At 59.6% G+C, this 11,428-nt stretch carries 11 protein-coding genes; 2 read left to right on the top strand and 9 right to left on the bottom strand.

Annotated elements, in window-relative coordinates; genetic code table 11:
- Positions 1-108: 108 nt before the first annotated feature.
- The 6 genes from acpP to ACKUG4_RS27430 all read right to left on the bottom strand — a co-directional run bounded on the left by acpP (position 109) and on the right by ACKUG4_RS27430 (position 4,104).
- Entirely contained in the window at positions 109-345 is a 237-nt protein-coding gene (acpP, locus tag ACKUG4_RS27455) for an acyl carrier protein (RefSeq protein ID WP_003175607.1), read from the bottom strand.
- Between the two features lie 196 nt (positions 346-541).
- A complete protein-coding gene (gene fabG, locus ACKUG4_RS27450) occupies positions 542-1,285 on the bottom strand; it encodes a 3-oxoacyl-ACP reductase FabG (protein ID WP_007950790.1) in 744 nt (247 codons plus the stop codon).
- A gap of 16 nt (positions 1,286-1,301) precedes the next feature.
- Entirely contained in the window at positions 1,302-2,240 is a 939-nt protein-coding gene (gene fabD / locus ACKUG4_RS27445; protein ID WP_007950787.1) for an ACP S-malonyltransferase, read from the bottom strand.
- 125 nt (positions 2,241-2,365) lie between these two features.
- A complete protein-coding gene (gene plsX, locus ACKUG4_RS27440) occupies positions 2,366-3,376 on the bottom strand; it encodes a phosphate acyltransferase PlsX (protein WP_085612125.1) in 1,011 nt (336 codons plus the stop codon).
- Between the two features lie 4 nt (positions 3,377-3,380).
- Positions 3,381-3,563, bottom strand: a complete 183-nt coding sequence (gene rpmF, locus ACKUG4_RS27435) for a 50S ribosomal protein L32 (protein ID WP_003179396.1) — start codon at positions 3,561-3,563, stop codon at positions 3,381-3,383.
- Between the two features lie 13 nt (positions 3,564-3,576).
- A complete protein-coding gene (locus ACKUG4_RS27430; protein ID WP_003204262.1) occupies positions 3,577-4,104 on the bottom strand; it encodes a YceD family protein in 528 nt (175 codons plus the stop codon).
- Between the two features lie 106 nt (positions 4,105-4,210).
- Between ACKUG4_RS27430 and ACKUG4_RS27425 the strand changes: the two genes are divergently transcribed.
- On the top strand, positions 4,211-4,789 hold the full coding sequence (locus ACKUG4_RS27425; protein WP_445435234.1) for a Maf family protein: 579 nt from the start codon (positions 4,211-4,213) through the stop codon (positions 4,787-4,789).
- A gap of 48 nt (positions 4,790-4,837) precedes the next feature.
- Here ACKUG4_RS27425 and sppA read toward each other — a convergent pair whose 3' ends face one another.
- The 3 genes from sppA to rluC are packed head-to-tail and all read right to left on the bottom strand — an operon-like array spanning position 4,838 to position 7,463.
- A complete protein-coding gene (gene sppA / locus ACKUG4_RS27420) occupies positions 4,838-5,827 on the bottom strand; it encodes a signal peptide peptidase SppA (protein WP_085612123.1) in 990 nt (329 codons plus the stop codon).
- Positions 5,828-5,851: 24 nt separating this feature from the next.
- Entirely contained in the window at positions 5,852-6,514 is a 663-nt protein-coding gene (locus tag ACKUG4_RS27415) for an HAD-IA family hydrolase (protein WP_039770675.1), read from the bottom strand.
- Complete coding sequence (rluC, locus tag ACKUG4_RS27410) at positions 6,501-7,463, bottom strand: 23S rRNA pseudouridine(955/2504/2580) synthase RluC (protein WP_039770677.1); 963 nt, start codon at positions 7,461-7,463, stop codon at positions 6,501-6,503. The genes ACKUG4_RS27415 and rluC overlap by 14 nt, the downstream gene beginning before the upstream one ends.
- A 699-nt stretch (positions 7,464-8,162) precedes the next feature.
- Here rluC and rne point away from each other — a divergent pair.
- Positions 8,163-11,393, top strand: a complete 3,231-nt coding sequence (gene rne, locus ACKUG4_RS27405; protein ID WP_445435233.1) for a ribonuclease E — start codon at positions 8,163-8,165, stop codon at positions 11,391-11,393.
- Positions 11,394-11,428 lie beyond the last annotated feature (35 nt).

Genomic DNA, 11,428 nt, shown 5'->3' with positions numbered 1-11,428 from the left:
AGCACTCTCCTTTTTCAAATGACGACTTTGCATCAGGCCTAAAGAAAAAACCGCACGCCATGATGGCAGTGCGGTTTTTCCATGACAGCAAGCAACGATTACAAACTATTACGCCTGGTGGCTGGTAACGTAGTCGATTGCAGCTTGTACAGTAGTGATCTTCTCAGCTTCTTCGTCAGGGATTTCGGTCTCGAATTCCTCTTCCAGAGCCATCACCAGCTCAACGGTGTCAAGGGAGTCGGCACCCAGGTCTTCTACGAAGGAAGCGGTGTTGACCACTTCTTCTTCTTTAACACCCAGTTGCTCGGCAACGATTTTCTTGACGCGCTCTTCGATGGTGCTCATACCTTGTTTTCACTCCTAATGGACAAATTCAGGCAGCTGGCCAGTGGGTAAGTGTATAGAAAGACTTTTCAGCTTTTCAACTGAAAGCTTCACTCCTCAAACCCTGCGGCCCTCTGCCTATAAATAGATTGCAGCTTTATAACGGATTTTAGACAGCTCGTATGACATTTTTTTGAAGCAATCCGTCACATTTGAATTACATGTACATCCCGCCGTTAACCGGGATTGTAGCCCCGGTCACGTATGCCGCACCGTCGGATGCAAGAAAAGCGACCACGGACGCGATCTCTTGAGCTTGTCCCAGACGGCCCAGCGGAATCTGCGTCTGCAAGGCTTCACGCTGTGCTTCAGGCAGCTCGCGCGTCATATCGGTGTCGATAAACCCTGGGGTTACCGAGTTGACCGTAATCGAACGCGAACCGACTTCACGCGCCATGGCACGGCTGAAACCTTCCAGCCCGGCCTTGGCGGCTGCATAGTTTACTTGGCCAGCGTTGCCCATGGCACCCACCACCGAGCCAATACTGATAATTCGGCCCCAACGCGCCTTGGTCATGCCGCGCAGAACGCCCTTGGACAGGCGATACAGACTGTTCAGGTTGGTATCGATCACGTCGTACCACTCGTCGTCTTTCATGCGCATCATCAGGTTGTCGCGGGTGATGCCGGCATTGTTGACCAGAATCGCCACCGGCGCACCGAACTGCTCCTGGATACTCGCCAGCACTTTGGTAACCGATTCGTCGCTGGTGACGTTCAGTTCGAAACCTGCGCCCTGAATGCCGTTTTCCTTCAGGGTCGCAGCAATACGCTCGGCGCCCGAAGCGGAAGTCGCGGTGCCAACAACGATGGCGCCCTGACGACCCAGTTCCAGTGCGATAGCCTGGCCGATGCCACGGCTTGCGCCGGTGACCAGTGCAACTTTACCTTGCAGACTCATGCAAGCTTCTCCTGATTCAGACAGCCGCTGCGCGAGCAGCAGCGAAAGCGTCTGGGGTATTGAGGTTGGAAGTCGAAACGCCTTCGGCGCAACGTTTATTCAGACCGGCCAGCACTTTGCCAGGGCCACATTCGACCAGGTTGGTCGCGCCTTTGGCGGCCAGGGTCTGGACCGATTCAACCCAGCGAACCGGTTTGTAGAGCTGCTCCAGCAGATCGCGCTTGAGAGTTTCCAGATCCGCCGGCACCTGAGCGCTGACGTTCTGTACCACAGGGATTTGCGGCGCCTGCCAGTCGATGGCAGCAATGGACTCGGCGAAGCGCTCGGCAGCCGGGCGCATCAGTTCGCAGTGCGACGGCACGCTGACCGGCAGCGGCATGGCACGCTTGGCGCCACGGGCCTTGCAGCCTTCGATGGCACGCTCAACGGCAGCCTTGGCACCGGCGATCACCACCTGGCCCGGGGAGTTGAAGTTCACTGCGCTGACCACTTCGCCTTGCGCCGCTTCGGCACAGGCAGCGAGAACATCAGCATCTTCCAGACCGAGGATGGCAGCCATGCCGCCCTGCCCGGCCGGTACGGCTTCCTGCATCAATTGGCCACGGCGCTCGACGAGCTTTACCGCGTCGGCCAGGCTCAAGCTGCCAGCAGCGACCAGCGCGCTGTATTCACCCAGGCTGTGACCGGCAACGAAGGCCGGACGCGCGCCACCTTCAGCCAGCCACAGACGCCACAGGGCGATCGAAGCGGTCAGAATGGCCGGCTGGGTTTTGTCGGTTTGATTGAGCAGCTCTTCCGGGCCCTGCTGGGTCAGCGCCCACAGGTCATAGCCCAGAGCATCGGATGCTTCTTTGAAAGTTTCGAGGATCAGTGGATGTTGCGCGCCCAGCTCGGCCAGCATGCCGAGGGACTGCGAACCCTGTCCTGGAAAGACGAATGCGAGGGAAGCAGACATGTAACAAGCCCCTAATGATCTTGTCGTCGGAAAAATGGCATCCCGCTAGAGGGACGCAAGAAACTGACAGTTGGATGGCCCTTTGAACCGGGCGGTCACATTTAAGCATTGTCCGACGAAAACGCCTAAGACAACAAATCCTCCAGACGGCCGTGCAGGCGCTCGGGAAGATTCTCCTGAATCTCGATCAACGCTCGCTGAATGGCACTCTGAAACCCCTGAACCCCGGCCGAACCGTGACTCTTCACGACAATGCCTTGCAAACCGAGGAAGCTTGCGCCGTTATGTCGCGCCGGCGCCAGATCAGCCTGCAGACGCTTCATCAATGGCAGCGCCAGAGCGCCAACAGCACGGGAAGCGAAGTTTTTCTTGAACAAGGCCTCGATACGCGCAGCGATCATCGTCGCCAGGCCTTCGCTGGACTTGAGCAGTATATTGCCGACAAAACCGTCGCAAACCACCACATCCGCCTCGCCGCGATACAAGCCGTCACCTTCGATGAAACCGATGTAGTTAATGCCCCGTGCAGCCTGCAGCAACGTCGCAGCCAGTTTGACCTGCTGATTGCCCTTGATGTCTTCGGTGCCGATATTCAGCAGCGCAACACGCGGACGGGCAATGCCAAGGGTTTGCGCGGCCACGGATCCCATCACGGCGAACTGCAACAGGTGCTCGGCACTGCAATCGACGTTGGCGCCGAGATCAAGCAACTGGCAATAGCCTTTCTGAGTGGGGATCGCGGCGACCATGGCCGGACGATCAATCCCCGGCAGGGTCTTGAGCACGAATCGCGACAGGGCCATCAGTGCCCCGGTATTGCCGGCACTGACACAGGCCTGGACCTTGCCATCACGCAGCAACTCGAGGGCGACACGCATCGACGAGTCCGGCTTGCCACGCAAAGCCTGGGCAGGTTTTTCGTCCATGGTGATGACTTCGGACGCCGGAACAATTGTCAGGCGCGCACGATCGGCAGCCGATTGGCCAGTGATCAGTTCTTCAAGAAGGGAGGGTTGACCGACGAGGGTCAGGTGCAGCGAGGGTGTAGCAGAAAGGCAAGCGAGGCTGGCCTGAACAATGCTGCGGGGACCGAAGTCCCCGCCCATTGCGTCAATCGCGATGACTTGAGCGGACAAGTGATTACTCGTCAGCGCCCTTGTCGATCACTTTACGGCCACGGTATACGCCTTCTGGCGATACGTGGTGACGCAGGTGAACTTCACCAGTGGTTTTTTCTACAGACAGAGTGCTAGCCTCGAGAGCGTCGTGCGAACGGCGCATGTCACGGGCAGAGCGGGATTTTTTGTTCTGCTGAACAGCCATAATTGATTAACTCCTAAACGTTTGGGTCACGCTTTAACTGCGCCAATACACTGAACGGGTTGGACCGCGTTACCTCGTCCTCGCTCGGTTCGGGCTCATCTGCTCCCGCCGGCTGCTGGCATTCTTCCGGATGATGAGCAGGCACAATGGGCAAGGCGAGCAGAAGCTCCTCCTCGATCAGTGACTGCAGATCCAATGGATCTTCGCCCAGTTCCAGCACGTCATAACCTTTCGGTAACGACTGGGTATTCGCACCCTCCTTCACAACAGCGTAACTGCATTCGCTGTGGATCGGCAGGGTGACCAGCTCAAGACAACGCTGGCAAACCATTTTGACTTCGGTGTCGATAAAGCTGTGGATCACCACAGATTTACGTTCATCTCGTTCAAAAACGAATTTTGCCTGCACCGTACCGACATCGTCGGAAAGCGGGTCGCAGAGTCTCTTCAAATCGGCCAGCAGCAGTTCACCTTGAAGGGTGGTGCCACGGTCAGCCAATTTGCGCGGGTCAACGTGAGGTGGAATCGGGTCATTCAACATAGGCGCAGCATTATAGGGATGCACCCACCCATGTCAAAGGAAATTGTGCCCTGTCCGTCACTTGCGCGGCTCCGCTAGAATCTGTCGCCTGCCTCTGGAGATGCGAATGCTGCCTTTATTACTCGCTTCAAGCTCGACCTATCGTCGAGAATTGCTCAGCCGCCTGCGCCTGCCGTTCGTCTGCAGCTCACCGAATATCGATGAAAGCCATCGCCCGGACGAGTCGGCAATCGAGCTGGTCAAGCGCCTCGCCGAACAAAAGGCCCGAGCCTTGGCCGACAGCCACCCCGCTCACTTGATCATCGGCTCCGATCAGGTTGCGGTACTCGGCGAGCGCATCATCGGCAAGCCGCACACCTTCGAAAACGCCCGCGAACAACTGATGGCCGCCAGCGGCGCCAGCGTGACCTTCCTCACCGGCCTGGCCCTGCTCAACAGCCAGACCAGCCACTGCCAGGTCGACTGCGTGCCTTTCACCGTGCACATGCGCGTACTGGACCAGGCCCGCGTCGAGCGCTATCTGCGCGCCGAGCAGCCCTACGACTGCGCCGGCAGCTTCAAGGCCGAAGGACTGGGTGTGAGCCTGTTTCAGTCCACCGAAGGCCCGGACGCCACGAGCCTGATCGGCCTGCCGCTGATTCGCCTGATCGACATGCTGCTGGTCGAAGGCGTACAGATTCCCTGACCCCAAAAAAAAACCGGCCCTCAGGCCGGTCTTTCTTGCAGCATCCGATCAACGCAACGACGGCCCGTTGAAACCCATCCACATTGCCAGCTTCTCGGCAACGCTGGCACCGAGCTTCTTCGAGAAGCGGTCAAACGGCGATTCCTGAACGGTGAAGTCCACCAGCTCTTTTTCGCCAATCACCTCACGCGCCACCGAACTGGCATTGCCCAGCCCATCGATCAGCCCCAATGGCAGCGCCTGCTCGCCAGACCAGACCAGCCCGGAGAACAGCTCCGGATGCTCCTTGTCCTTCAGGCGATCGCCACGCCCCTGCTTGACGCTGTTGATGAACTGCTTGTGCGTGGTATCCAGCACACTCTGCCAGAACGCCGTTTCTTCCGGCTTCTGCGGCTGGAACGGATCGAGGAACGCCTTGTGCTCGCCGGACGTGTAAGTGCGACGCTCGACGCCCAGCTTTTCCATGGTGCCGACAAACCCGTAACCGGCCGCCGTCACACCAATGGAACCGACCAGACTGGCCTTGTCGGCATAAATCTGATCCGCCGCACTGGCAATATAATAGGCACCGGAAGCTCCCAGATCGGAAATCACCGCGTACAGCTTGGTGTCGGGATGCAGGCCGCGCAGGCGCTTGATCTCGTCATAGACATAACCCGACTGCACCGGACTGCCGCCCGGACTGTTGATGCGCAGGATTACGCCCTTGACCTTCTTGTCCTCGAACGCCGCGCGCAGGCTGCCGACGATATTGTCGGCGCTGGCCGGCTCCTTGTCGGCAATCATGCCGGTGACGTCGATCAGCGCGGTGTAGTTGCCGCTGCGGGTGGCACTTTTTTCCATGTCCATCAACGGCGTGAACAGGATCAGCGCAACAAACAGATAAACAAAGGTCAGCAACTTGAAGAAGATGCCCCAGCGCCGCGAACGACGCTGCTCCTGCACGCCGGCCAGCAGAGTCTTTTCCAGCAGCTTCCAGCTTTTCGCATCACCGTCGTCGGCAGTTGCCTTGGCCGGTGCTTTCCATTCGTCGGTCATGCCATCCACCCCAGCAAAAACGTATTAAGCCTGCTGCCCCAGCCAGGCGTGCAATTCGGAAAAATGGTCGATCGACAGTCGCGGCTCAAACTGCTGCAGTGATTCGATCGATTGCGCGCCATAACTGACCGCCACCGAATCCATCCCCGCATTGCGCGCCATCAGCAGATCGAAGGACGAATCACCGACCATCAGCGCTTGCTCGGCACGCACACCGCAATGCGCAAGGATCTGCTCCAGCATCAGAGGGTGCGGCTTGCTTGCAGTTTCATCGGCTGCGCGGGTGATATCGAAATAATCTTCCCAGCCATTGGCCTTGAGCACCCGATCCAGCCCGCGACGATTCTTGCCGGTCGCAACAGCCAGGTGATAGCCCTGCTCGCGAAAGGACGCCATCGACTCGACTACGCCTTCGAACAACGGCGAAGGCACGGCTTCTGCAGCGATGTAGTGATCGGCGTAATACTCGCGAAACAAGGTCATTTCGGTATCGCTGATTTCCGGATACAAGGTGCGGATCGCCTCGGGCAAGCCCAGACCGATGATGCCTTTGACGGCAAAATCATCACGCAACTCGAAACCTGAACGCCCGGACGCCGAGTGCATCGCCTCTACAATCCGATGAATGGAATCGGCCAGGGTGCCGTCCCAATCGAAAATCAGCAGTTTGTAATCAGATGGGCGCACTCAATCGCTCCACAGTCTTGGCCCACATTTCATCGACCGGTGCCTGCAACTTGAGTTCACCGCCATCGGGCAGCGGCACGGTCAGCATGTAGGCGTGCAGGAACAGGCGCTTGCCGCCCAGATCACGGATTTCCTTACTGAAACCGTCATCGCCGTATTTGGTGTCGCCGGCAATGCAGTGCCCGGCGTGCAACGTGTGGACGCGGATCTGGTGCGTGCGACCGGTGATCGGTTTGGCCTCGATCAAAGTGGCAAAATCACCAAAGCGACGCAGGACCTTGAACACGGTCACAGACTCCTTGCCCTCCTCCTCGTCGACCTCGACCATGCGCTCACCGGAGCGCAGATTGCTCTTGCCGAGCGCCGCACGGACCTGCTTGATCGAGGTCGCCCAGTTGCCGCGAACCAGTGCCATGTAGCGCTTGTCGACACCGTCACCGCGCAACGCGGCATGCAAGTGACGCAACATGCTGCGTTTCTTGGCGATCATCAGCAGGCCGGAGGTGTCGCGATCGAGACGATGAACCAGCTCGAGCTCCTTGGCATCGGGGCGCAACTGACGAAAGGCTTCGATAACGCCGTAATTCAGGCCGCTGCCACCGTGAACCGCAATGCCGGCGGGCTTATTGATCACGATCAGGGCTTTGTCTTCGTAGACAATCGAGGCTTCCAGGCGCTGCAACAGGCCTTGAGCCAAAGGGACCGGCTCGTCACGCTCAGGCACGCGCACCGGCGGCACGCGCACAATGTCGCCGGCCTGCAGCTTGTATTCGGGCTTGATCCGACCTTTGTTCACGCGCACTTCGCCTTTGCGCAAAATGCGGTAAATCAAGGTCTTGGGCACGCCTTTGAGCCGGGCGAGGAGGAAATTGTCGATTCGTTGGCCGGCATATTCCGGCGAGACCTCAAGCAGTTGAACGCCTGGAGTCGTAGGGGCAGTAGTCGTCATGGCGCGGATAATAACAATTTTTTATGGAATTGAAGCACTTAATCATTGCTGCTATAGTCGCGAACGCCGCCAAAAGCGGCCTGGACAGCGGAACCACGGTCAAAAACCGGCCCTGACCAACGCAATTCACCAGGACGCGAGGCCGTCCTACGGGGCTTTTGCTACGTAACGGTGGAGTTTGCAGCTGTAACAAGCGCAGGTGACATGAGGCCTGAATCACGCCGCAAAGCAGAGTTTTGACTCGCCACGCGAGCCATATTCACGGCCAGTTCACAAAGTGCAGTCAGCCGCGGATGACCCCGAGCGAAGACTCCGGAAACACCGCCTGAATTAGCCATGATGCGTGACCTCCCCTTTCGGAGCTCACGGTAAATGCCAACCCGCTGCGGATTCTGCGCGCGGCAGCACCCGAATTATCAGGGATACGTGTAGGGTGGAGATGCACAACCGCTGGACTGTGTAGCAACAGGTTTTATCAAGACGCTTCATCTCGTCCACAGCCACCGGTTGATTCCTCCTCCTGACTGAGTGCTTAAGTAGCCACAGCAAGCAGGACGCGTACGTCGCGATAACGGCCCAATTGGCCGGACATCGCTGGACACGGGAATGGCCAACCACTCCCGACGCACCTGACACCGACCGTGAGAAGTCGTGTGTGCCGAACGCCGTTTCCGGCAGCCCGGAAACCGACGGTACTACATGAAAAGAATGCTGATTAACGCAACTCAACCCGAAGAGTTGCGTGTTGCACTGGTAGATGGCCAGCGCCTCTACGACCTGGACATCGAATCCGGTGCACGCGAGCAGAAGAAGGCCAACATCTATAAAGGCCGCATCACTCGCATCGAACCAAGCCTTGAGGCTGCCTTTGTCGATTTCGGCTCCGAGCGCCACGGCTTCCTGCCCCTCAAAGAAATCTCCCGCGAATACTTCAAGAAAGCCCCTGAAGGCCGCGTCAACATCAAGGACGTCCTGAGCGAAGGCCAGGAAGTCATCGTTCAGGTCGAAAAAGAAGAACGTGGCAACAAGGGCGCAGCCCTGACCACCTTCATCAGCCTGGCCGGTCGTTACCTCGTTCTGATGCCGAACAACCCGCGTGCCGGCGGCATCTCCCGTCGCATCGAAGGCGAAGAGCGCAACGAACTGCGTGAAGCGCTGAACGGTCTGGTCGCTCCGGCCGACATGGGTCTGATCGTGCGCACTGCCGGCCTGGGCCGCAGCAGCGAAGAAATGCAGTGGGATCTCGATTACCTGCTGCAACTCTGGACCGCCATCAAAGAAGCCTCGCTGGATCGTTCCGCGCCGTTCCTGATCTACCAGGAAAGCAACGTGATCATCCGCGCCATCCGCGATTACCTGCGCCAGGACATCGGCGAAGTGCTGATCGACAGCGTTGAAGCCCAGGACGAAGCCCTGACCTTCATCCGCCAGGTGATGCCGCAGTACGCCAGCAAGATCAAGCTGTACGAAGACAGCGTTCCGCTGTTCAACCGTTTCCAGATCGAAAGCCAGATCGAGACCGCTTTCCAGCGCGTCGTCGAACTGCCGTCCGGCGGCTCCATCGTCATCGATCCAACCGAAGCCCTGGTGTCCATCGACATCAACTCGGCGCGCGCCACCAAAGGCAGCGACATCGAAGAAACCGCCCTGCAGACCAACCTTGAAGCCGCCGAAGAAATCGCCCGTCAGTTGCGCCTGCGCGACATCGGCGGCCTGATCGTCATCGACTTCATCGACATGACCCCTGCCAAGAACCAGCGCGCCGTGGAAGAGAAAGTCCGCGAATGCCTGGAAGCCGACCGCGCCCGCGTGCAGATCGGCCGCATCTCGCGCTTCGGCCTGCTGGAAATGTCCCGTCAGCGCCTGCGTCCTTCGCTGGGCGAAAGCAGCGGCATCGTCTGCCCGCGCTGCAGCGGCACCGGCATCATCCGTGACGTCGAGTCGCTGTCCCTGGCGATCCTGCGCCTGATCGAAGAAGAAGCCCTGAAAGACCGCACCGCCGAAGTTCGCGCTCAAGTGCCGATCCCGGTAGCCGCGTTCCTGCTCAACGAAAAACGCAACTCGATCACCAAGATCGAACTGCGCACTCGCGCCCGCATCGTCATCCTGCCGAACGATCACCTCGAAACCCCGCATTTCGAAGTTCAGCGCCTGCGTGACGACAGCCCGGAAGCCGCGACCAACCAGTCCAGCTACGAAATCGCTGCCGCTGCCGCCGATGTCGAAGACGTCCAGCCAGCCGCCGCGACCCGCACCCTGGTTCGCCAGGAAGCCGCGGTCAAGACGGCTCCGGCCCGCGCCAACGCTCCGGTTCCGACCGAAGTCGCCGCTCCGGCCCCGGCACCTGCTCCGGTTGCCGCGCCAGAGCCAAGCCTGTTCAAAGGCCTGGTGAAGTCGCTGGTCAGCCTGTTCGCCACCAAGGAAGAGCCGGTTGCTCCGGTCGTGGTTGAAAAACCAGCCACCGAGCGTCCGGCCCGCAACGAAGAGCGTCGCAACGGTCGTCAGCAGAGCCGCAACCGTAATGGTCGCCGCGATGAAGAGCGCAAGCCGCGCGAAGAGCGTGCACCGCGTGAAGAGCGCGCCCCACGTGAGCCGCGTGAAGAGCGTCAACCGCGCGAACCACGTGAAGTCCGCGAGCCACGCGAATCCCGTGACGAAGCACCGGTAGCCCGCGAAGAGCGCGCACCACGCGCGCCTCGTGAAGAACGTGTACCACGTGCTCCGCGTGAAGATCGCAAGCCACGTGGCGAGCGTGAAGAACGCGTACGTGAACTGCGCGAGCCTCTGGATGCCGCTCCGGCCGCTGCTGCCGCCGCCACCGCTGAAGAGCGTCCGGCCCGTCAGCCACGTGAAGAACGTGCGCCACGTCCTCCGCGTGAAGAGCGTCAACCGCGCGCCGAACAGGCCGCTGCTGCCGTCGCTGAAGAAGAAATCACCACCAACGAAGAGCAACTGCCGGAAGAAGGTTCGGAGAACGCCGAAGGCGATCGTCCACGCCGCCGCTCCCGTGGTCAGCGTCGTCGCAGCAACCGTCGCGAGCGTCAGCGTGATGCCAATGGCAACGTGATCGAAGGTTCGGAAGAGTCCGAGTCCGGCGAAAACGCCCAGGCGCCAAGCACTGCCGATCTGGCTGCTGGTCTGGCTGTTACCGCTGCTGTTGCCAGCACCGTGATCAGCGCTCCGGCTGAAGCTCAGGCCCACGAGCAAGCTGAACGCGCTACCGCTGCAACACTGGAAACTGCTCCAGTAGAAGCGCCGGTTGTTGAAGCCACCACTCCGGTCGTAGCGCCTGCTGCTCCGGAAGTCGAAGTAGCTCCGGCTCGCGAAGCTCAGCCTCAGGTTGAAGTCGCTGCCGAACCAGCTGTGTCCTTTGAAGCGCCAGCCGTCGCTGAACAGTCGGTTGTCGAAACCGTCGCTGAAACCGTGACCGAAACCGTGCGTGAAGTTCGCGAAGAACAGACCGCGTTCAACTGGGTCGCCGAGCCGGCTGTCACTGAAACACCAGCGCCAGTGGTTGAAGCGCCTGTTGTTGAAGAAGCCAAGGCTGCCGAGCCAGTAGTTGTTGCTGAACCGGCACCGGTCGTTGAAGCCCCTGTGGTTGAAGCGCCAGTAGTAGCCGAAGCACCAGCGCCAGTGGTTGAAGCAGCTCCGGTCAGCGCCCTGACCCCAAGCGGCCGCGCGCCGAACGACCCGCGTGAAGTGCGTCGTCGCAAGCGTGAAGAAGAGCGTCTGCAGAAGGAAGCCGAACTGGCTGCCGCTGCCGCCGCTGCTGCTCCAACTGCCGAAGTGGTCGAGGCAGCTCCTGCCCCGGTCGCTGAAGAAGTTGCCGTTGAAGCCGTGATTGCCGAAGCACCACGCTCCGTTCAGGAAGCGGTCGAGCAACACGAAGAGGCCCAGGAAAAAGAACACGAGCCTAAACCCCTCGTCTGATTCCAAAAGCCACTAAAAAGCCCCGCCTGGTGATC

The organism is Candidatus Pseudomonas auctus (assembly GCF_048654275.1).
Classification (GTDB): domain Bacteria; phylum Pseudomonadota; class Gammaproteobacteria; order Pseudomonadales; family Pseudomonadaceae; genus Aquipseudomonas; species Aquipseudomonas pharyngis.
The sequence above is the reverse complement of the archived record's forward strand: the minus strand, read 5'-3'. Positions and strand labels throughout refer to the sequence as shown.

Coding starts and splice junctions, on each gene's coding strand:
- acpP (WP_003175607.1), bottom strand. CDS start 345: ATGAGCACCATCGAAGAGCGCGTCAAGAAAATCGTTGCCGAGCAACTG.
- fabG (WP_007950790.1), bottom strand. CDS start 1,285: ATGAGTCTGCAAGGTAAAGTTGCACTGGTCACCGGCGCAAGCCGTGGC.
- fabD (WP_007950787.1), bottom strand. CDS start 2,240: ATGTCTGCTTCCCTCGCATTCGTCTTTCCAGGACAGGGTTCGCAGTCC.
- rpmF (WP_003179396.1), bottom strand. CDS start 3,563: ATGGCTGTTCAGCAGAACAAAAAATCCCGCTCTGCCCGTGACATGCGC.
- ACKUG4_RS27430 (WP_003204262.1), bottom strand. CDS start 4,104: ATGTTGAATGACCCGATTCCACCTCACGTTGACCCGCGCAAATTGGCT.
- ACKUG4_RS27425 (WP_445435234.1), top strand. CDS start 4,211: ATGCTGCCTTTATTACTCGCTTCAAGCTCGACCTATCGTCGAGAATTG.
- sppA (WP_085612123.1), bottom strand. CDS start 5,827: ATGACCGACGAATGGAAAGCACCGGCCAAGGCAACTGCCGACGACGGT.
- rluC (WP_039770677.1), bottom strand. CDS start 7,463: ATGACGACTACTGCCCCTACGACTCCAGGCGTTCAACTGCTTGAGGTC.
- rne (WP_445435233.1), top strand. CDS start 8,163: ATGAAAAGAATGCTGATTAACGCAACTCAACCCGAAGAGTTGCGTGTT.